The sequence below is a fragment of the Streptomyces cavernicola genome (genome assembly GCF_029968035.1).
GTDB classification, from domain to species: domain Bacteria; phylum Actinomycetota; class Actinomycetes; order Streptomycetales; family Streptomycetaceae; genus Streptomyces; species Streptomyces cavernicola.
The window spans coordinates 358088-378670 of the sequence record NZ_JASCIQ010000002.1 but is presented as its reverse complement, the minus strand read 5'-3'; the positions used below and the strand labels follow the sequence as shown (position 1 = coordinate 378670).

At 69.6% G+C, this 20583-nt stretch carries 14 protein-coding genes and 1 pseudogene; 10 read left to right on the top strand and 5 right to left on the bottom strand.

All coding sequences use genetic code 11. From position 1 onward, the window contains the following. Positions 1 to 311: 311 nt before the first annotated feature. Positions 312 to 968, bottom strand: a complete 657-nt coding sequence (gene snpA, locus QIS96_RS03485; RefSeq protein WP_282540816.1) for a snapalysin — start codon at positions 966 to 968, stop codon at positions 312 to 314. Between the two features lie 185 nt (positions 969 to 1153). Between snpA and QIS96_RS03480 the strand changes: the two genes are divergently transcribed. Next, complete coding sequence (locus QIS96_RS03480) at positions 1154 to 2101, top strand: LysR family transcriptional regulator (protein ID WP_282540815.1); 948 nt, start codon at positions 1154 to 1156, stop codon at positions 2099 to 2101. A gap of 164 nt (positions 2102 to 2265) precedes the next feature. Then, a complete protein-coding gene (locus tag QIS96_RS03475) occupies positions 2266 to 2565 on the top strand; it encodes a hypothetical protein (protein WP_282540814.1) in 300 nt (99 codons plus the stop codon). A gap of 44 nt (positions 2566 to 2609) precedes the next feature. On the opposite strand, the gene QIS96_RS03470 is transcribed toward QIS96_RS03475, so the two are convergent. Beyond that, positions 2610 to 4682 carry a PhoX family protein gene (locus QIS96_RS03470; RefSeq protein WP_282540813.1) on the bottom strand — a complete coding sequence of 691 codons (2073 nt, stop codon included), beginning with the start codon at positions 4680 to 4682 and terminating at the stop codon, positions 2610 to 2612. Positions 4683 to 4962: 280 nt separating this feature from the next. On the opposite strand from QIS96_RS03470, the gene QIS96_RS03465 reads away from it, so the two are divergent. After that, the gene (locus tag QIS96_RS03465) at positions 4963 to 6720 is read left to right on the top strand and encodes a VWA domain-containing protein (RefSeq protein WP_282540812.1); all 1758 of its coding nucleotides are present in this window, start codon (positions 4963 to 4965) and stop codon (positions 6718 to 6720) included. Positions 6721 to 6882: 162 nt separating this feature from the next. Next, positions 6883 to 8604, top strand: coding sequence for a methionine--tRNA ligase (gene metG / locus QIS96_RS03460; RefSeq protein ID WP_282540811.1), 1722 nt, complete (start codon positions 6883 to 6885; stop codon positions 8602 to 8604). Between the two features lie 132 nt (positions 8605 to 8736). Here the strand turns inward: metG and aspS are convergent, their stop codons facing one another. Next, complete coding sequence (gene aspS, locus QIS96_RS03455; protein ID WP_282540810.1) at positions 8737 to 10500, bottom strand: aspartate--tRNA ligase; 1764 nt, start codon at positions 10498 to 10500, stop codon at positions 8737 to 8739. A gap of 154 nt (positions 10501 to 10654) precedes the next feature. Between aspS and QIS96_RS03450 the strand changes: the two genes are divergently transcribed. The 6 genes from QIS96_RS03450 to QIS96_RS03425 all read left to right on the top strand — a co-directional run bounded on the left by QIS96_RS03450 (position 10655) and on the right by QIS96_RS03425 (position 17269). Then, the gene (locus QIS96_RS03450) at positions 10655 to 12847 is read left to right on the top strand and encodes an ATP-binding SpoIIE family protein phosphatase (RefSeq protein ID WP_282540809.1); all 2193 of its coding nucleotides are present in this window, start codon (positions 10655 to 10657) and stop codon (positions 12845 to 12847) included. Positions 12848 to 12882: 35 nt separating this feature from the next. Next, positions 12883 to 13362, top strand: a complete 480-nt coding sequence (locus tag QIS96_RS03445; RefSeq protein ID WP_282540808.1) for an SseB family protein — start codon at positions 12883 to 12885, stop codon at positions 13360 to 13362. 134 nt (positions 13363 to 13496) lie between these two features. Next, on the top strand, positions 13497 to 13769 hold the full coding sequence (locus QIS96_RS03440) for a cupin domain-containing protein (RefSeq protein ID WP_408907111.1): 273 nt from the start codon (positions 13497 to 13499) through the stop codon (positions 13767 to 13769). Between the two features lie 82 nt (positions 13770 to 13851). Then, entirely contained in the window at positions 13852 to 14805 is a 954-nt protein-coding gene (locus QIS96_RS03435) for a pirin family protein (RefSeq protein ID WP_282540807.1), read from the top strand. A 74-nt stretch (positions 14806 to 14879) separates the two neighbouring features. After that, positions 14880 to 16394: a hypothetical protein gene (locus tag QIS96_RS03430; protein ID WP_282540806.1), complete on the top strand. Its 1515-nt coding sequence runs from the start codon at positions 14880 to 14882 to the stop codon at positions 16392 to 16394. A 326-nt stretch (positions 16395 to 16720) separates the two neighbouring features. Beyond that, positions 16721 to 17269, top strand: a complete 549-nt coding sequence (locus tag QIS96_RS03425; protein ID WP_282540805.1) for a hypothetical protein — start codon at positions 16721 to 16723, stop codon at positions 17267 to 17269. Between the two features lie 115 nt (positions 17270 to 17384). Here the strand turns inward: QIS96_RS03425 and QIS96_RS03420 are convergent. Together QIS96_RS03420 and QIS96_RS03415 are read right to left on the bottom strand one after the other, a co-directional pair. Then, positions 17385 to 17760 (bottom strand): annotated as a pseudogene (locus tag QIS96_RS03420) (6-pyruvoyl trahydropterin synthase family protein). A gap of 52 nt (positions 17761 to 17812) precedes the next feature. Continuing rightward, the gene (locus QIS96_RS03415) at positions 17813 to 20497 is read right to left on the bottom strand and encodes an AAA family ATPase (protein ID WP_282540804.1); all 2685 of its coding nucleotides are present in this window, start codon (positions 20495 to 20497) and stop codon (positions 17813 to 17815) included. Positions 20498 to 20583 lie beyond the last annotated feature (86 nt).

Genomic DNA, 20583 nt, shown 5'->3' with positions numbered 1-20583 from the left:
AACTGGGGGAGCAGTCCGTTCGGGACCGAAGCCGTGCCGAACTCTGGTCATCGGTGTTGCCCGGCACGGGCTGAGCGGCCGTTCAGGGGTGGAGCGGTCGTTCATCGGGTGGAGCGGTCGTTCGTCGGTGGAGCACAGGACCGGTCGGGCCTGGGGGGGGTGGCCTGGACGGGCCTTGGGGGAAGCACCCCGTCCAGTCTTCTGTGGCCCGACCGGTCCTGATGTGATCCGGCCGCAGGGGTGTGGAGCGCGGCCGGTCGGTGTCCCGCCGGCGATGGTGTCGCCGACGGGCACAGTCGAGTGCCCGGCGGTCAGTACGCCTTGGCGAGTCCCTTCACGAGGCCGTTCTGCCAGAGCTGGTCCACCTTGGCCCGCTCGTTGGCGTCCGGCTGCGCGTTGGTGCAGGACGGGCCGGGGCCGCCGCCGGACATCAGCTCGCTGCACGGGCCCTCGTAGTGGTCCGGCAGACCGAGCACATGGCCGGTCTCGTGCGCGGTGACCCGCGTGGAGTCGTACTCCTCGTTCTGCTTGTAGTCGAGGAATATGTAGCCGCGCCCATGGCCGTCCGTGGAGGCGTACGAGCCGCGCGGGTCGTTGCCCTCGCGGTACTCGAAGTCGCCGCCCGAGCCCTCCTGCAGCTGCACGTTCTGGACGGAGCTGTTCCAGATCTGCGTGCTCTTGTCGATCTGCGCCTTGAACGTCGGGGCCTGGGACGCGTCGTACGTGACGGTCACCGACTTCGCGCCCGGGTCGGCCGCGCGCTTCTTCGCGACCTCCTTCCAGACGGCGTCGAAGAAGGCCTTGTTGGCGGCGGCGTTCTCGCCGGACTTCTCGTACGAGACGTACGAGGGTACGGACGAGGGAGCGGAGGGTACGTCGGTCACGGCGGACGCCGGGGCCGCGCCGAGCGCCGCGGTGGCGAGACCGAGGCCGACGGCGGCCGACAGCGCCGACTTGGACAGTCGCATGGGGGGCTCCTACTCGTGGGGGGCGAGCGGTCACCCGTGAGTGTGGGTGGAGTCGGGGGCCCGCGGGATGATGGCAGTCGGCGATAACTTCGAGCTATCAGCTTCGTCACACCTGGCCAACTACAGACCATCTGTGGCGATTTGAGAGTCTGGTGTGATCACAGTGGCGGCCATACGCTCACCGCATGGAGCTTGAGGTGAGACACCTCCGCGCGGTGTGCGCCATCGCCGACGCCGGCAGTCTGCACAAGGCTGCCCGCCAACTCGGCATGAGTCAGCCCTCGTTGACCACTCAGCTCCGCCGGATCGAGGACTCTATCGGGGGACGCCTCTTCTGCCGAGAGCGCACCGGCTGCCGCCCGACCCCGCTCGGCCAGGTCCTGCTCAGCCGCGCCCGCCCACTGGTCACGGAGATGCACGAGCTGGTGACCGAGGCGCGGGCGGTGGCCGCGAAGGCGGGCGACGGGCCGGATCTGCGCATCGGCTCCACCCCGAGCCGCGCCATCCCCGGCTGGCTGCGCCGACTGCGCGCCCGGCACCCACAGGGCAGACCCTCCATCCAGACCGACATGTCGGCGGATGCGCTGCTCCGCCTGGTCGCCGAGGGCCAGCTGGACGTGGCGTTCGTGCACGAGGTGGAGGGCTCGCCGCTGCGGCCGCCGCCGGGCCTCGCGCACCGTGTCCTGGTCGAGCGCGAGCCGCAGTTCGTCGGCATGTCCGAGGACCACCCGGCGGCGGAGAAGGAGACGGTTCTGCTCGCCGACCTGGCCGACGACCAGTGGATGGTCGACCCGACGGTGGACGGCGAGCGCACGGGGCTGCTGCGGATGCTGCGGTCGGCAGGCATCACGCCCCGCCTCCTGCACGGCGACTATGTCACCGCCGCCACCCTCGTAGTGACCGGCGACGTCGTCACCGTCTACCAGCCCACCTCGCTCGGCCGCCCCGGCGTGGTGATCCGCCCCCTGGAGGGCGACCCCCTCGGCGTACGGCTGCTGCTCGTGGGGCGTACGGAGACCGACCTCGACCGGGCGTACGACGACCTGGAGGCGGCGTACTGGGAGGCGGCCTGGGAGGCGGCGGAGTACCGGGCGTGGCTACGGCGGCGACCGGGGCGCGGAAGAGCCGCCTGACTCGGCCTGACCAGGCCTTTGGTCCCTTTCTTCGAGCGTTTACGAACACGTGCCGTGGCGTCGCCCGCTTCGTTACGTTCCCTACGCATGACGCAGACACGGCATCCGTAGCTTCGTTCCTGTCGCCGCAGGGGCGAGCCCACCGCTACGAGAGAGAGTCCGTCATGCGCGCCACCCGTCGAACCCTCCGCTCCTCCGTCCTGGCCGCCGGGGTCATGGCCGTACTGACCGCCGTGCCCGCCGCGACGGCCTGCGCGGACGCTCCGCAGCCGACCGAGCCCCGCAACGTCCACACCCGTACCGTCGCGCACGTCGTGCGCGGCGGGCACGGCGGTCAGGACGACGAGGCGGCGCGCCCTGGTCCGGGCCAGGGCGCGCCGCTGCTCGCCGCGGGGGGTGGCTTGGCTGCGGCCGGCGCCGCGAGCCTGACCTTCGCGATGCTGCGCCGCGGCCGAAGCCGGTGAGCCTCGCTACTCGCGGCTACTCGCTGCCGCTCGCTGCTGTTCGCTCAGACCCCGATGTCCGACCCGTCCTCGCGCCAGACCGACACCACCGACGGGCGGACCAGCGTGCCCGGCCCGTCGGGCCAGGTCGAGGCGGGCTTCTCGGCGGAGGCGCCGTCCACCTCACCCGGGTGCTGCACCGAGACGAGCACCCGGCGGTCCTGCACGAGCGGGCCGCAGGTCTCGGCGCCGGTCGGCATGGTGAGGAACTGCTTCAGCTGGCCCCGGAACTCACCGACCGTGGCGGTCCCGAACAGGCCGTCGTGCGAGCCGAGTTCGTTGCCGTCGGTGGAGATCCAGAGGTTGCCGTACGAGTCGAAGGCGACGTTGTCCGGGCAGGAGATCGGCGACACCTGGTCCTTGGGGAAGCCGCCGAAGTACGTGGCCGGATCGTTCGGGTCGCCCGCGACGAGGAACAGCAGCCAGCCGAACTTCGTGGCCGCCGGGTCGTTGCGCTGCTCGGTGAGTTCGAGGACCGAGCCGTGCTTGTTGGCGTTGCGCGGGTTGGCCTCGTCGGCCGGGGCCTTGCCGTCCAGGCCGCGCTCGGAGTTGTTGGTGAGGGCCAGGTACACCTTGCCGGTGCGCGGCGAGGGCTCGATGTCCTCGGGGCGGTCCATCTTCGTGGCGCCGGCCTTGTCCGCGGCGAGGCGCGTGAAGACGAAGACCTCCTCCGCGGACATGCCCTCGACGTGCGACTCCGCGCCGTCCGCGGTGGCCGTGGCCAGCGGGATCCAGGTGCCGCTGCCGTCGAACTCGCCGTCGGAGGGCAGCTTCCCGGAGCCGTCGATCTCCGCGGCCGGGGAGTCTCCGGTCAGCTTGGCGACGTACAGCGTGCCCTCGTCGAGCAGCGTCATGTTGTGCTCACGGTCCGCGCGCGAGGTGCCGCGGCGCATCCGCTTGCTGCTGACGAACTTGTAGAAGTACTCGAACTTCGAGTCGTCACCGCTGTACGCCACCGGGCGGCCGTCCGCGGTCAGCGCGATGGAGGCGCCCTCGTGCTTGAAGCGGCCGATCGCGGTGTGCTTGACGGGCGTCGACTCCGGGTCGTACGGGTCGAGTTCGACGACATAGCCGAAACGGTGCGGCTCGTTCGGCTCCTGCTCGACGTCGAAGCGCTTGTCGAACCGCTCCCACTTGCGCTCGGTGGCGCCGGGCTTCAGCCCGTACCGCTTGTCCGTGGCGCGGGTGCCGTTGGCGAAGTACTGGTCGACGTTCTCCTCGCCGTGCAGGGTCGTGCCCCACGGCGTCGTACCGCCCGAGCAGTTGTTGAGGGTGCCGAGGACCTTCGTGCCGGTCGGGTCGACGGAGGTCTTCAGGAGCTCCGCGCCGGCCGCGGGGCCCTGCACGCGGAACTCGGTGGTGGCGGTGATCCGCCGGTTCAGCCGGTGCCGCGGTACGGCGGTGAGCTTGCCCGTACGGCGCTCCCCCTCGACCACGACGACACCGAGGCCGTGCGCGGCCCAGGCGATCTCGACCTGCTCGCGGGTCGGGTTGTCGGCGTCGTAGTTCTTGAACATCAGGACTTCGTCCGTGTACTCGTGGTTGGACACGAGCAGTTGACGGCCGGGCTCGCTCTCCAGCGGCAGCAGCGACAGGAAGTCGTTGTTGTAGCCGAACTGGCCCGCCTGCGCCTTCGCGGTCTGCTTGTCCGGGTCGAACTCCGGGGCGCCGCGCAGGATCGGGTCGCCCCAGCTGATCACGACGTTCTGCCCGTACCCCTCGGGGACGGTGACCTTGTCGTCGGTGTTGGGCGCGACGGCGCCGAAGCGCAGACCGCGCGCCGACTTCGTGCCCTTCTCCTCGGGCCCGGCGGGCGGGGCGGCGACGGCGCCGTCCTGCTGGGAGAGCACCATGCCGGTTCCGGCGGCGGTGACCGCGGTGACGACGGCGGCCGCGCGGACCACCGAACGGCGGCTGACCGCACCGGCTATGACGTCGCCCACGTACTGGTTGTCACTGGTGTTGGGCACCTCGTGGAAGCACGCGTCGCCGCAGCGGAAGCGGCAGGTGAGCGCGGAGCGGCCGCCGGGGTGCGAGCCTGCCTTCGAGCTGGTGATGAGCGGCAGCAGTTTGCGCACGATTCCCTCCATATGGCCTTCACGGCCCGTACTTCGGCTACTTCGGCGCGCCCGCGCCGACACCCTGTCGGAATGTTTTCGGCCGTGACGTTAGGCGCGTAGACCAGCAGGGCGGCGGCCGAGGCGTGAACAGGAGGTGAACCCGGGGCGGATGGAGGGGAGTTGTGGGGACCTCGGCCCGAGAGCCCACCCTCACGAAGATCGCTCCGCGCGGCGGCTAACCTTACGTGTCCGCCCTGGCCAGGGGTTACGGAATCAACTCACGCGAAGGGTTGCGCACATGGGCATTCTGGATCGTTTGCGGAATGCGTTCGGACGGCGGTCCCGGGAGGTGTCGCCTCCGGCGGACGGCGAGGTGACGGTGCCCGCGCCGGCCTCCGAACCGGAGCCGAAGCCGGAGCCGAAGCCGAGCCCCGAACCCGTCGCCGAGGCGAAGGTACCGGCGCAGACGCCTGCGGCAGCTGAGGTGAAGATCCCGGAACCTTCACCGGAACCGGACCCCCAGGTCGACGACCTGGTCTCCGCAGCCTTCGACAACCCGTCTCTGGGGTCGACGCCGCAGTCGACCGAGCCGGCCCCGAAGCCGGAACCGGAACCGGAACCGGAGACAGCCCCGACCCCGACGTCGGAGTCCGACGAGCCCAAGCCGGCGGCTGGGCCCACCGCCCCTGAGCCGGAGGCCGAGTCCGCGGTCGAGGTCGAGGCTGAGCCGGAGGCCGACGAGCCTGAGGCCAAGGCGGAAGCCGCGCCCAAGCCCGAGGCGGAGCCGAAGGCCGACCAGCCCAAGGCCAAGACGGAATCGAACCCGGAACCGGGGGCTGTGCCCACCCGTCCCGCCCCTGGCGGCCCAGCTGCCCACAGCGGTGAGGAAGAGGAGCCGGAGACCAAGGCGGAGCCGGAAGCCGAAGCGGAGCCGAAGGCCGAGGCCAAGGCGGAGCCTGGGGCCAAGGTCGAGGCGGAGCCGACGGCGGAGGCGGAGACCAAGGTCGAGCCGGAGGCCAAGGCAGAGGCGGAGCCGGAAGCCGAGCCGGAGGCCAAGGTCCAGCCGGAGGCCAAGGCGGAGCCCGAGGCCAAGGCGGAGCCCGAGGCCAAGGCGGAGCCCGAGGCCAAGGCGGAGCCCGAGGCCAAGGTCGAGGCTGAGCCGGAGGTCGCCTCTGAGGCGACCCCCGTGCCCGCAGTCGCCGACGGCGAGATCGCCCCGCAGGAAGACCCGACACCCGACGTCGCACCCGCACGGGTGGCTGCGGGTGGGAGCGACAACCCGGTCGAAGACCGGGTTGAGGAAAACGCCCCCGAGGTCGACGTGGACGTCGAGGCCAAGCCCCAGGCTGACCCCGAGCCGGTCAAGGCTCAAGGCAAACCCGCCCTCACCCCCGCCCGCCTGAAGGGCAACGCCCCCGCCCTCACCACCACGTACAAGGCCGCGGGCGCAGCCCTGAAGAAGCGGGGGCTGACGGGGGCCAGGGCCCGCGTCTACCTCGTACTCGACCGCTCCGGCTCCATGCGCCCGTACTACAAGGACGGCTCCGCCCAGAACCTCGGCGAGCAGACCCTCGCCCTCGCCGCGCACCTCGACGAGGACGCCACGGTCCAGGTCGTCTTCTTCTCGACGGAGATCGACGGCACCGGCAGCCTCACCCTGGACTCGTACGAGGGACGGGTCGACGCCCTGCACGCCGAGGCCGGCCGGATGGGGCGTACGAACTACCACGTGGCCGTCGACGAGATCGTCAAGCTGCACAAGGAGTCCCCGGACCCCTCGGCCGACGCCCTGGTGATCTTCCAGACGGACGGTGCGCCGGAGGTGAAGACCGCCGCGACGAAGGCCCTCGCCGACGCCCCGTCGAACCTCTTCTTCCAGTTCGTGGCGTTCGGCGAGCACGACGCGAAGGCCTTCGACTACCTCCGCAAGCTGGACGCGGACGAGGCAGCGGGCAACGCCGCGTTCTTCCACGCAGGCCCGGTCCCGAAGGAGCTGACGGACGCCGAGCTCTACAACGGCCTGCTCGCGAGCTGGGAGCCCACCGAGCGCCCCTGACGTACCCCTGACGGCCCCGGCCGTCCCACATGCCGGAACCAGCCGCCCGCCCCGAAATCCAGGGGCGGGCGGCTGTCGCATGTCGGCTACGATTTCAAGGTTCGTAGACGGTTCCGCAGACATAAACCGTCACTTTTCGTAGCGACTTGGGAGCAGCCCGCGATGGCTCGACACCTCATCACCAGCGCCCTTCCGTACATCAACGGGATCAAGCACCTGGGCAACATGGTGGGGTCCATGCTCCCGGCGGACGTGTACTCCCGGTACCTCCGCCAGCGCGGCCACGACGTCCTCTACATCTGCGCCACCGACGAGCACGGCACCCCCGCCGAGCTGGCCGCGAAGGAGCAGGGCCTGCCGGTCGCCGAGTTCTGCGCGCAGGCGCACGACGCGCAGAAGGCGGTCTACGACGGCTTCAACCTGGCCTTCGACCACTTCGGCCGCAGCTCCTCGGAGCAGAACGCGGAGATCACCCAGCACTTCGCCCGCAAGCTGAACGAGAACGGCTTCATCGAGGAGCGCGCGATCCGCCAGGTGTACTCGCCTGCCGACGGCCGCTTCCTGCCGGACCGTTACGTCGAGGGCACCTGCCCGCACTGCGGCTACGACAAGGCCCGCGGCGACCAGTGCGAGAACTGCACCCGCGTCCTCGACCCGACGGACCTGATCGACCCGCGCTCCGCCATCTCCGGCTCCACGGACCTGGAGATCCGCGAGACCAAGCACCTGTTCCTGCTCCAGTCGAAGCTGCAGGGCGAGGTCGAGGCGTGGATCGACGAGGTCGCCGAGGAGTGGCCGCACCTGGCGTCCTCCATCGCCCGCAAGTGGCTGACCGAGGGCCTCAACGACCGCGCGATCACCCGCGACCTGGACTGGGGCGTCCCCGTCCCGGCCGACACCTGGCCGGAGCTGGCCGCCGAGGGCAAGGTCTTCTACGTCTGGTTCGACGCCCCGATCGAGTACATCGGCTCGACGAAGGAGTGGGCGGACGAGGACCCGGCGAACCGTGACTGGAAGTCGTGGTGGTACGAGCCGGAGGGCGCGGCCGACGTCCGGTACACGGAGTTCATGGCGAAGGACAACGTGCCCTTCCACAGCGTCATGTTCCCGGCCACCGAGATGGGTGTACGTGAGCCGTGGAAGAAGGTCGACTACCTGAAGTCCTTCAACTGGCTGACGTACTACGGCGGCAAGTTCTCCACCTCGCAGAAGCGCGGCGTCTTCACCGACCAGGCCCTCGACATCCTCCCGGCCGACTACTGGCGCTACTTCCTCATCGCCAACGCCCCCGAGTCGGACGACTCCTCGTTCACCTGGGAGCACTTCACGGCCACGGTCAACAAGGACCTCGCCGACACCCTCGGCAACTTCGTCAACCGTGTCCTCTCCTTCTCCAAGAAGCGCTTCGGCGAGGAGGTCCCGGCGGGCAAGGAGGCCGGTGAGGCCGAGCAGAAGCTGGGCGCCGAGATCTCCCGCCTGCTCGCCGAGTACGAGGAGCAGATGGAGGCCATCCAGTTCCGCAAGGCGGCGGCCGCGCTGCGCGCCCTGTGGTCGGCGGGCAACTCCTACCTGGAGGAGAAGGCCCCCTGGCTGGAGATCAAGACCGACCCGGAGGCCGCCGCGCTGACCCTGCGCACGGCGATGAACCTGATCCACCTCTACTCGGTGGTGTCCGAGCCGTTCATCCCGTCCTCGGCGGCCGCGATGCGCGGCGCGTTCGACCTGGCCGACGACTCGAAGACCTGGGTCACGCCCGAGCAGGCGCACGCCCTGGACTTCCTCCCCTCCGGCACCCCGTTCACGGTTCCCCCGGTCCTCTTCGCCAAGCTGACGGACGAGGACCTGGAGACGTACAAGACCCGCTTCGGCGGTACGGAGGAGTAGGGAGGAGCTGCCCCGCCAGGGGCGCTCCTCAGGGGCGCGGGGAACTGCGCGACCAGCCCCCACCGGCCCGCAGCCGACAGACAACGAAAGGGCCCGGAACCAAACGGTTCCGGGCCCTTTCGTCACGCCAACCTACGGAGTAACCGGCTTCCGCAACGAGATGTTGAGCTCCTTGAGCCGAGCCTCATCCAGAGTCGTCGGCGCACCCATCATCAGGTCCTGCGCGTTCTGGTTCAGCGGGAACGCGATCGTCTCGCGGATGTTCGGCTCGTCCGCGAGCAGCATGACGATGCGGTCGACGCCGGGCGCGATCCCACCGTGCGGCGGGGCGCCGAAGCGGAACGCGCGCAGCATGCCGGCGAACTCGGCCTCGACGGTCTCCCGGTCGTAACCGGCGATCTCGAAGGCCTTGAGCATGATCTCCGGCTCGTGATTCCGGATCGCGCCGGAGGACAGCTCGATGCCGTTGCAGACGATGTCGTACTGCCAGCCGAGGATGTCCAGCGGGTCCTTCTCCTCCAGGTCTTTCATGCCGCCCTGGGGCATCGTGAAGGGGTTGTGGGAGAAGTCGATCTTGCCGGTGTCCTCGTCCTTCTCGTACATCGGGAAGTCCACGATCCAGCAGAACCGGAAGACGTTCTCCTCGAAGTGGCCGGAGCGCTTGGCGGCCTCGACGCGGACCGCGCCCATGATCTTCGAGACCTCGTCGAACTCGCCGGCGCCGAAGAACACCGCGTGGCCGGGGGCCAGGGAGAGGCGCTTGGTGAGCTCCTCGACGTCCGTCTCCGTGAGGAACTTGGCGATCGGGCCGGTCAGCGAGCCGTCCTCGCCGACGCGGACCCAGGCCAGGCCCTTGGCGCCGTGCTCGACCGCGTACTCACCGAGGCCGTCGAAGAACTTGCGGGACTGGCCGGCGGTGTCCGGCACCGGCAGCGCGCGGACGTGCTTGCCGGCGAAGGCCTTGAAGCCGGAGTCGGCGAAGATGTCGGTGATGTCGACCAGTTCGAGCTGGGCGCGCAGGTCCGGCTTGTCGTTGCCGTACTTGAGCATCGACTCGCGGAACGGGATGCGCGGGAACGGCGAGGTGACGTGGCGGTCGCCGCCGAACTCCTCGAACAGCTCGGTCATGAGCTGCTCGATGGGCTGGAAGACGTCCTCCTGCTCGACGAAGCTCATCTCGACGTCGAGCTGGTAGAACTCGCCGGGCGAGCGGTCGGCGCGGGCGTCCTCGTCGCGGAAGCAGGGCGCGATCTGGAAGTACCGGTCGAAGCCGGAGATCATGAGCAGCTGCTTGAACTGCTGCGGGGCCTGCGGCAGCGCGTAGAACTTGCCGGGGTTCAGGCGGGACGGGACGACGAAGTCGCGGGCGCCCTCCGGGGAGGTGGCCGTGAGGATCGGCGTCGCCATCTCGTTGAAGCCGAGGGCCGTCATCTTGTGACGGATGGCGGAGATGACCGCCGTGCGCAGCATGATGTTCTTGTGCATGCGCTCGCGGCGCAGGTCCAGGAAGCGGTACTCCAGGCGGCGCTCCTCGCCCACGCCGTCGTCCTGGTTGATCTGGAACGGCAGCTGCTGGGCGGCGCCGAGCACCTCGACCTCGCCGACCTCGACCTCGATCTCACCGGTGGCGAGCTCGGGGTTGACGTTCTCGGCGCCGCGCGAGATCACCTTGCCGTCGATGCGGACGACGGTCTCCTTGGAGAGCTTGTCGAGCGCCTCGAAGCCGGCGGTGTCGGGGCGGGCGACCAGCTGGACCAGGCCGTGGTGGTCGCGCAGGTCGATGAAGAGGATGCCGCCCAGGTCTCGGCGATTGTGCAGCCAGCCGCTCAGCCGGACGTCGCTGCCGACGTCGGTGGCGCGGAGCTGCCCGCAGTTGTGTGACCTGTACCGGTGCATCTTTTCTCTTCCACTTCTTCGCGTCGTTCGTCGCGAGACAGGCGGGAATCAACGCGAACCAGGTTACCGCCCGGCCCCGACCGGTTTATTGGCATGACCGGCTCAGGGTCCGCCTCGGTGGCGGGCCGTGGCGCACTCTTCTTAAAGTGGGGCAATGCGCACTGGCTCCCAGGACTCGGGCGGAGCGGCTCTCCCCCCGGCGGGCGACATCCTCGCGCTGATCGCGACCGGGTTCTGGCGCTGGGACAGCGCGGCCGGACTCGTCACGCTCGACGCGGAGGCGGCCCGCCTGCTCGGGCTGCCCGCCGAGCCGGTGACCCTGACCGAGGCGGGCGTGCGCTCCCGCTTCCACCCGGTGGACTGGAACGAGATCGACGGAGTCGTCAACCTCGCCGTCGCCGAGGGCACCCTGGCCGAGGCCCGGCTGCGCATCATGGACGAGCAGAGTCAGGTGGTCCGCACCGTCCGCAGCCGCTCCAAGCCGGTGGTGCACGGCGACCGGTACGAGCTGATCGGCACCCTGCAGGAGGTCGGCGACTCCCCGCCGGGCACCGCGGCCCGTACGCCCGTGACCGGGGACTGGCGGCGCTCGCGCGAGGCGTTCCTGCTCGACGCGGGCCGCGCGCTCGCCGAGGCCCGGTCGACGGCGGAGGTCCTGCGGGTGGCGGCGGGCCTGTCGATGCCGGGCTTCGAGCCGGACGGCCTCGCGGTCTTCGGCGTACGCGGGGACCGGCTGACGATCATCGGGCACCACGGGCACAAGGAGGGCGCCGAGGGCCCGTTCACCGAGATGGCGCTGTCCACCGACTATCCGGCCGCCGACGTGGTGCGCAACGGCCGGGCCGTCTACCTCTCCTCGCCGGACGAGTACAAGCGCCGCTACCCGACGACGTGGCCGCTCGCCGCGCGCTTCGGCCGGGAGTCCTGGGCGTTCCTGCCGCTGACCGTCGCCGGCCGCACCATGGGCGCCTGGATGGCGGCGTTCCGCTACCCGGTGCAGTTCACCCCGGACGAGCGCTCCGTCCTCACGACCGTGGCCCGGATGCTGGCGCAGGCCCTGTCGCGGGCCGGGATCGCCGAGTCGGAGCGGGAGCTGACGGACGGCCTGCAGCGCTCGATGCTGCCGACGCTCGGCCCCGCGATACCCGGCCTCGCGCTGGCCGCCCGGTACGTCCCGACCGGCGGCGGGCTTCAGGTCGGCGGCGACTGGTACGACATGATCCCGCTGCCCGGCGGCCGCCGGATCGCCCTCGTCATCGGCGACGTGCAGGGGCACGACGTGCGCGCCGCGGGCCTGATGGGGCAGCTGCGGATCGCGCTGCGGGCCTACGCCGCCGAGGGGCACCGGCCGGACGCGGTGCTCGCCCGCGCCTCCCGCTTCCTGACCGGCATCACGGACTCCCACCCGTACGGCTCCACCGGCAGCCCCGAGACCCGCCCCGGCACCGCCCCCGGTACGGCTCCCGGCAACGGGGACCAGCGCTTCGCGACCTGCCTGTACGTCGAGGCCGACCCGACGACCGGGGTCCTGGAGATCGCGCGGGCCGGGCACCCCGACCCGGTGGTGCGGACCGCGGACGGCGCCGTCGTCGTACGGCCCACGGAGGGCGGCCTTCCGCTCGGCATCGACCCGGACGCCGACTATCCGACGACCCGCGTCGTCCTCGAACCCGGCGAGACGATGATGCTCTGCACCGACGGCCTGATCGAGACCGGCGGCCACGACCTCGACACCGGCTGGAGCCGGCTGCGCAAGGTCCTGGAGCGGTCCACCGGCGAGAACCTGGAGCAGCTGGCCGACGAGCTGGTGCAGGCGGTGCACGGGCCCAGCTCGCACTACTCGACCGGGCCGCTCGCCGACCGCCGCGAGGACGACATCGCGGTGGTGCTGCTCTGCCGCGCCGCGGTGGCGGCGGGCGAGGCGGCCGGCACGACGACGGCGGCGCCGCGCCTGCGCCGCTCCCTGCTGACCGTGAAGCAGGCCGAGCCGGAGCGGATCGCGGGCGCCCGGCAGCAGCTGCGGGAGCTCCTGCACGACTGGGCGGAGCCGGAGCAGGTCGACTCGGCGGTCCTGATGGTCTCCGAGATGATCACCAACGTCCTGGTGCACACCGACGGCGACGCCCTGCTGCTCGTGGAGGCGCAGGGCGAGGTGGGCGAGCGGCGGCTTCGCGTGGAGGTCGCGGACAGCAGCGACGAGCTGCCGCACAAGCGTCACCCCGGCGAACTGGCGTCGTCCGGACGGGGGTTGGTGCTGATGGAGCTGCTCGCGGACGCCTGGGGCGTGACTCCGCGCGGCGAGGGCAAGTCGATCTGGTTCGAGCTCCACGAGTCCTCGGCTCCATGACCCGGGCGGGCGCGCCACGCAGTACGCTCGACGCCATGTACGGCTACGACCAGTCCGCGGGCGGACAGCAGGGATACGCCCCGCCGCAGCCCCCGCCCCAGCAGCCCGGCGGCCCCGGGGCGTACGGCCAGCAGGCGCCGCTGTACCCGGAGCCGTCGCCGCCGTCGCTCGCGGACGCGGTGCGCGCCTTCACGACCGGCTCGATGTCGGCGGAGGACTTCCAGCAGATCTTCTCCACGTCGAAGGTGTACTGCCCGCGGGGCGACAACCCCGGCTTCCTGGCGCTGCACAACACGCAGCAGCCGGTGATCCCGATGTTCACGTCGCTGAAGGAGCTGCGGCACTACGCGGGCAAGGAGTCCAAGTACTTCGTCATCACCGGCGCGGAGGTCATCGACCTGCTGCCGACGGGGTACGGCTTCGTGCTCGACATGGAGGGCGAGCACCGCATGGTCTTCGACGCCAAGGCGGTCGAGCAGATGGTCGACTTCGCGATGCGGCGGATGTACGGCTGATTCGCCGCTGCACGACAGCCCGCAGCCCGGCAGAACACGGAGCGCCCGAGGGGAATCCCCTCGGGCGCTTCTGCGTTACGGGTGGCAAGAAGTTCATTGTTCAACTAAACTCGGAACACGAGGAGGTACCGACCATGCCTGCAGTGACCGTCGAGAACCCGCTGACCCTGCCCCGAGTGACCGCCCCCGCCGACGCGACCCCGCGCCCGGTGCTGGCCGTGACGACCGCGCCGTCCGGCTTCGAAGGGGAGGGCTTCCCGGTGCGCCGCGCCTTCGCGGGCATCAACTACAAGCACCTCGACCCGTTCATCATGATGGACCAGATGGGCGAGGTGGAGTACGCGCCGGGCGAGCCCAAGGATTCTCTCGGTTGGGGTGCCATTTCCGCCAGCCGTACACGTACCTGATCCGAGCGACCTCGATCACTGCACGATCACTGCACTGAACTGCGAAGACCCCCGCCCCGCCCTGACTTCTGAAGGAGTCGTCATGCCCGCCGTGTCGGTAGAGAACCCGCTCGTCCTCCCCCGCGTCACCGCCCCCGCCGACGCCCAGTCGCGCCGTGTCCTGCACGTGGCCTCGGCCCCCAGCGGCTTCGAGGGCGAGGGCTTCCCCGTGCGCCGCGCCTTCGCCGGGATCAACTACAAGTACCTCGACCCGTTCATCATGATGGACCAGATGGGCGAGGTGGACTACGAAGCCGGCGAGCCCAAGGGGACGCCCTGGCACCCGCACCGCGGCTTCGAGACGGTCACGTACATCATCGACGGCACCTTCATCCACCAGGACTCCCACGGCGGTGGCGGCACCATCACCAACGGCGACACCCAGTGGATGACGGCGGGCTCCGGCCTCCTGCACATCGAGACCCCGCCCGAGTCGCTGGTCATGTCCGGCGGCCTGTTCCACGGCCTCCAGCTGTGGGTCAACCTGCCCGCCAAGGCCAAGATGACCGACCCCCGCTACCAGGACATCCGCGGCGGCACCGTCAAGCTGCTGACCTCGGCTGACGGCGGCGCGCTCCTGCGCGTCATCGCGGGCGAGCTCGACGGGCATGAGGGCCCTGGCATCACGCACACGCCCATCACGATGATCCACGCCTCGGTCAACCCGGGTGCCGAGATCACGCTGCCCTGGCGCTCGGACTTCAACGCCCTCGCGTACGGGCTTGCGGGCGAGGGCTTCGCGGGCGCGGAGCGGCGGCCGTTCAGCATGGGCCAGTCGGTCGTCTTCGGCGACGGCGACTCCCTGACGATCCGCGCAGCCGAGGCTCAGGACTCGCGCAGCGCGAACTTCGAGGTGGTCCTGCTCGGCGGCCTGCCGATCCGCGAGCCGATGGCCCACTACGGCCCGTTCGTGATGAACAGCCACGTCGAGCTGGCCCAGGCTTTCGACGACTTCAAGGCGGGCCGACTGGGGACGATCCCGGCGGACGCTCACTGACACCCTCGGCGCTGATGTGACCCCGACCCGGACGAGGTATTGCCCGTCCGGGCAGGGGCGTGTGAGCTGGGGTCATGCATCGCTGGTCCCCCTTGAACGATCGGCAACTGGCGCTTCTCGGCCGCCTGGATGCGGGCGAGGAGCTGAGTGCGCAAGGTCCGAGCGAGCGCCGCTCGGCCTACGCGCTGCGCGACCGCGGGCTGCTGGCCGTACGCCGCCGCCGCGGAGTGCTGTCGGCCGAGGTGACCGACGCCGGGAAGTTCTACCTCAAGCACGGCCACCATCCGGACCACCCGGGCCATGCGGCGGAGCCCAAGGAACCCGCCGTAACTGAACCGAAGCCACGCAGTCGCCCCGCGAAGGCGCGACCTGAGCACGAGCAGCAGACTGCGACCGCTCCCCACGCCAAGCCCAGGCCGACCAAGGGGGCCACGAAACCCGCTGCGGCGTTGTACAGCGAACGCCCCATCCCCGTTGCACGGCGGGCGAAGGCGGCTCGGCTCATGGAGCAGCTCGTCGCCGAGCAGCAGGTGATCATCCGCGAGCCTGACGACGGCCAGGTGGCGGAGTGGCGGCGCGTCATCGACTTCGCGAAGCGACACGGACTGGTCCCGGCGGGCAAACGCATCGAGAAGTACCGCATGTGCAACGCCACCAGGTACCTGCAGATCTCCCTCCTGGATGGTCCTCACCCCAACTCCGGCCACCAGCAACCGGAATCCGCTCCACAGGTCCCAGTACCGGCCCAATTGCGTTCGCTGCACCCGGTCGTGGCAGCGCTGCGTGATGACGAGAGTCGGCTCGCGATGCCGACGGAACCACGCCGCCGCGCGCTCCGGGTCTTCCAGGGCCTAGCCGCTGAAGCTGTACGGCGGGGGCACAGGGTCAAGGAGCACCCCGTGCAGGGCAGCTACCGCAGGCCCGGATACTCCTACAACGGGCGCTACGTGCCCGCGAGCTTTGCTAGCCGCGAGGGCGAACTGGACCTGGTCATCGGTGACTTCACCTACAGTGCCACGATCAAGCAGGAGAACCCACGGTCTGAGGATCCTGAGCGCAGCAAGAAGCTTCTGCTCGAACTCGGCTACAGCCCGTCCAACCGCCGTAGCCAATGGGCCGACCGCAAACGCTGGTCGCTTGAGGACGTCCTGGGCGCCGTCCTTGAGGAACTCGAAACCCGCGCGGTCGAGGACGCGCAGCGGAAAGTCGACGAGGCGCGTGCGGCAGAAGAACACAAGGCCCGCTGGGAAGAAGCCATGGCTGCCGCGAAGCAGCAGGCCGTGCAGGCCCAACTCGCCAGCGTACTGAACGAACAGGCCGCCCAATGGAAGGACGTCGCCGTCCTGCGCCAGTACTGCGAGGCGCTGGAGCGGCGCATCGACGAGGCCGTGGACGTCGAAGCAGCCGAGGTCGCCTCGGCACGGGAGTGGCTGGCCTGGGCACGTCGCCATATCGAAGCCAACGATCCGCTGCACCAGCTGCCGGAGATGCCAACAACCCACGAGCCGAAACCAGACGAACTGAAGCCGTACTTGCACGGGTGGAACCCGTACGGGCCGGAGCCTCATTCGAGGTGGGGGAATTTCTGACATGCACTCAACCCAAGCGCTGGAGTGGCCCGCAAGACCACGCCCCGAGCAAGCGGCATCCTGGCCACTGCCACTGCCACTGCCACTGGCTTCGGTTCGGTGCTGCGGCGTCTTCGGCACTCCGCAGCACCGCCTGCATTCCTTACGGAACCGAAGCACCGCCCGTGCCTGTGAGGCGGCTAGCCGATTGACCAGCCAGGAAGAATGCGAGCCTTCCATGGTCACGCATGAGCCTCTGTCACCGTCTCTGGACAAAGTGCACACGACCGAGGGCGAAATACGCTCATCCTGATCGTGCGCCGCACTGCGGACCTACGCTGCCGGCCATGAGCGAGATCGAGTACCAAAGCAACGGCACTCCGTTGGAAAGCTACGAACTCACCCGCAAGGACCACCGCGGTCAGAAGCAGAGCGAGGAGATCAGAGAGTGGGTTCAGCAACAGGTTGATGCGGACAACGCGAAATGCCGCGCAGACCCTGCGATGGCGGAGCGCCGCCGCCAGGCGTTCGAGAACGCCGCCCGACTGATGCAGTCCTTCAAGAAGCAGGACCACGAGATTATGCGGTGGCGTGTCCGGCTGTACTGCGGCCACATCATCCAGTCCGAGGCGCACTACACGTACAGCGACCCCGTCTCCGCGGGCACGTACAGCAAGAGGTGTCCCGAATGCGGTAGAGACAACATGACGATCGTCGCCTTCGAACCTCTCGGACTACGCGCCGAGCCGCCCGCACCTGCTGGCCCACCGCCGCCCGTGCGGCCGAAGAAGCCGACAAGGGCCGAACTTGAGCGACGTGTCAGGGTGCTGGAGGAGGAGAACGCGCGTCTTCGTTCGCAGACGCCTGCACCCCAATCAAGAGCCAAGAAGCCGTAAGGCTTTGGTGCCCTCGATAGCCCCCCCCCCGCCGCGAGCTGGAGCGGCTTACACAGACAAGGCCCCGTCGAGGTACTCCTGCACCGGCGTGAACAGTCCGTAGGGCACGTTCGGCCTACCGCGCTGCCGGTCGATAGGTCGCCCAGGTCTTGGGAGTCTCTGAAACCTGGACTGCGGTGAGTTCCGGTAGGCGGTCACACCAGAGGTCGAAGATCCACACGGCCAGATTCTCGGCGGACGGGGAGACGCCCCCCCCCCATCGCCTCATTCAGGTGCCGGTGATCGAGGGTGTCATCCATCCACTTCTTGAACGCGTCGAGTTCGCTGTAGTCGCGGACGAATCCCGCCTCGGTGAGCGCGTCACGCGGGGCGGACAGTTCCAGGACCACGACGTAGTTGTGTCCGTGCATCCGGGCGCATTGATGCCATGCGGGCAGCCGGTCGAGCACATGGCTCGCGGAGAAGTGGAACTCCTTGGTGATGGTCAGCATGGCCGCCCCAGTCTCACACAGCGGTTCTGAGCCACTCTGCCTCGGCGCCGATTCACCGGTCTCCCCGCTCGGTGCCGAGAACGGCCCGGTTCAGAGGTACGTTGCGAAGGAATCCCTCCCGGAGGCGGCGGTCGGTGATGCCATCGGCCTTGCGTACGATCTCGGCGCGCGCTCGCGCCAGCAGCGCACCCGCCTCTGCATGGTTCCCCACCGCACGGAGCACGACGGCCCCCTGGTGGAGCACCTCCTCGGTGCGCAGGGCCGGCATGTCCCCAACCTCGTCCAGCACCCGCAGGGCCTCCCGGGCGCAGACCTCGGCCTCCTCCGGTTCGCCTTGCTCAAGCAGCACACGGCTGCGGAGCGAGAGGGCGGCGATCTCGCTGCGGACCATGCCGCTGCGCCGCGTCTCCAGGATGGTGTCCACTACCAGCCGGGCCGCGCGGTCCCGGGCGTCGGCCGGCGGCTCGGCAGCCTCCAACAGGGCTTGGGCGTAGAGGTTCCGGACGATCGGGACCAGGTTCGCCAGCCAGGTCCGCTCGGTCTCAGCCCAGGCGTCCTCCATCAGCCGGATGGCCTCCGAGCTGCGAGAGGGGCGCTGGACGAGTAGATGCGCGAGCAGGGCGGCGTTGTAGGCGTGCCATCCGCTGTCCCCACCCCGCCCGGCCTCGAAGTCCAGGGCTCTGCGGAGGACCTCCTCGGCCTCCGCTACCTCCCCGAGCGCCACGTATACCTGCGCGAGGTAGTTGAGAGCTATCGGCAGCTCGGCCTGAAGGGACTCACCAGCGAGGCGCTCCGTGCATCGTCGCAGCCGTTCCAGCGCCTCTCCGAGGTGTCCGCTGTCGAAGAGCGAGATGCCGAGTTGCATCTCGCCCAGATTCCGGGCGTGCTGCAGCACGGGGTCGTCCCGGTCGCCGAGCCGCGGGTCGGTGGCGTACAGCCGCTCGGCCTCCTGGAGCTGAGCCAGCCCGTCGGAGAGCCGACGCTTGGAAACCTGTCGGCCGTATTCGACCTTGGCTACGAACAGGGCGACAGGGTCCCCGTACTCCTCGGCGAGATCGACGGCCTCTCGCAGCTTGGCCAACGAGGGCACGAGCCCTTCGGTCGCCAGCAGGGTCTTGCCACGCAAGAGTGCGGTGCGGATACGGAGTTCGGGCACCGCGCACCGTTCGGCAGCGGCCTCCGCTTCCGCGGCCAGGTCGTCGATGTCCGGGCCGCCTGCCGGGGTGCTGTTGCCTCGCCACCGCACCTCCGTAAGCGACAACAACAGCTCGGTGGCCTGGACCAGCATGCGGTCGCGCGCGAGATTACCCGGAGGCAGCGCCTGGGACGCACGGATGGCTTCCTCGCAGTGCTGCTCCGCCTCGGCGAACGACAACCCCTCGGTCGCTGCCGACCTGGCCAGCTCGTAGTGGGCCTCGGCGGAGGCCGCGAGACAGCCCGGTCCACCGCGGCGCAGATGGCTCGCAACCTCAAGGAGCAACGGCAGCGGCGGCGTGTTTCCGTCGACCTGCCCCGCGGCAAGAACACGGGCGACTTCGGCATGCCGTGTTCGGGACTGGCCGGGGCTCTGATTCTCATAGACGACTCGCCACAGCGCGCCATGCTGGAACCGATAGCAGTCCGCCGCTTCAGCCGTGGCCCACGCCGGTGGAGCGGTCAGCTCGATGAGGCCCGTGCTGGCGATCCGGCGGAGCCGTTCCATCACATCGCTGTCTTGGGCGTCCAGGACACTCGCCACGACCCGCGAGAGGAAGACGGCGCCCTGCGTCGAAGCCACTGCAAGGAGTTCCCGGTCCTCGTCCGACAGGATCCTCATGCGCGCCTCTACGACCCGCGAGAGGCTCGGCGGCAGGTCGATCTCGTCACTGGCGTCCTGGTGCCACTCGTCCAGGCAGAGGCGCACGAATATGGCGTGCCCGTCCGTCAACTGCGCGAGCTTCTCGGAGAAGGCGAGAGGGGCCGTGGGGTGGGTGCTCCGCACCAACTCGTGGACAGCGTCAGGCGGTAGACCACCGAGACGTCGACGGGTCAGCACACCGTCATCCGCCCAGCGCTGCAGCATCTCCTCGACCATGGCCGCGTGACCGCCGCCGTGTGCGGCGTCCGTGGTGTGACTGAGGACCAAGCCGAGCGGAGCATCAGCGAGGCTGCGCAGGAGCCGGTCGATCACCAGCATGCTGCTCGGGTCGATGTGCTGGACGTCGTCGATGGTGAGCACGACCGGGGCATCTGGGCGAGCAAGGTCGAGGACGGCGTCAGTGATCTGCATCGCCACGCCCTGCTGGAAGGGCTGCAGACTGTCGAACGGCATTGATCCCGTGGCGAGCGAGGCCCGCGTGACTTCCTGGCCAACGTTGAAGGCCGCACCGAGACCGGGCACCATCGCCGACAGCAGTTCAGGCGCAGACTTCACGAGACCACGGCGCGTGAAGCTCAGGAACTGACGCATAGGGCCCGGCTGCTTCACGGTCCGTGCCAGAGGAAGCATGAGGTCCACAACAGGGCCGTACACGAGCCCAGGGCCGATGCCCGGATGGCAACGCGCAGCCACGACCCTCAGGGGCCGGAGATCGGGGTCTGTCTCAGGCAACTGTGCGAACGCGCCAAGCAGGGACGTCTTGCCCATGCCGGCGACGCTGTCCAGGACCACCGCCCCGCCACGCCCCGAAAAGAGCCCCGCCGCCAGCGCGCGCAGCTCAGCCATGTGCTCCACACGGTCGACGAACTCAGTCCGCACGACACTCCCCCAAAGCCTCAGCCAATACAGAACTAGCCTGCCCGAACGAACCGTTCAGGCATCCAACGTAGATCACCAGCCCTCCT

Bases quoted from the DNA above. Each gene is read 5' to 3' on its own strand.
- snpA (WP_282540816.1), bottom strand. From the start codon at position 968: ATGCGACTGTCCAAGTCGGCGCTGTCGGCCGCCGTCGGCCTCGGTCTC.
- QIS96_RS03480 (WP_282540815.1), top strand. From the start codon at position 1,154: ATGGAGCTTGAGGTGAGACACCTCCGCGCGGTGTGCGCCATCGCCGAC.
- QIS96_RS03475 (WP_282540814.1), top strand. From the start codon at position 2,266: ATGCGCGCCACCCGTCGAACCCTCCGCTCCTCCGTCCTGGCCGCCGGG.
- QIS96_RS03465 (WP_282540812.1), top strand. From the start codon at position 4,963: ATGGGCATTCTGGATCGTTTGCGGAATGCGTTCGGACGGCGGTCCCGG.
- metG (WP_282540811.1), top strand. From the start codon at position 6,883: ATGGCTCGACACCTCATCACCAGCGCCCTTCCGTACATCAACGGGATC.
- aspS (WP_282540810.1), bottom strand. From the start codon at position 10,500: ATGCACCGGTACAGGTCACACAACTGCGGGCAGCTCCGCGCCACCGAC.
- QIS96_RS03450 (WP_282540809.1), top strand. From the start codon at position 10,655: ATGCGCACTGGCTCCCAGGACTCGGGCGGAGCGGCTCTCCCCCCGGCG.
- QIS96_RS03445 (WP_282540808.1), top strand. From the start codon at position 12,883: ATGTACGGCTACGACCAGTCCGCGGGCGGACAGCAGGGATACGCCCCG.
- QIS96_RS03440 (WP_408907111.1), top strand. From the start codon at position 13,497: ATGCCTGCAGTGACCGTCGAGAACCCGCTGACCCTGCCCCGAGTGACC.
- QIS96_RS03435 (WP_282540807.1), top strand. From the start codon at position 13,852: ATGCCCGCCGTGTCGGTAGAGAACCCGCTCGTCCTCCCCCGCGTCACC.
- QIS96_RS03430 (WP_282540806.1), top strand. From the start codon at position 14,880: ATGCATCGCTGGTCCCCCTTGAACGATCGGCAACTGGCGCTTCTCGGC.
- QIS96_RS03425 (WP_282540805.1), top strand. From the start codon at position 16,721: ATGAGCGAGATCGAGTACCAAAGCAACGGCACTCCGTTGGAAAGCTAC.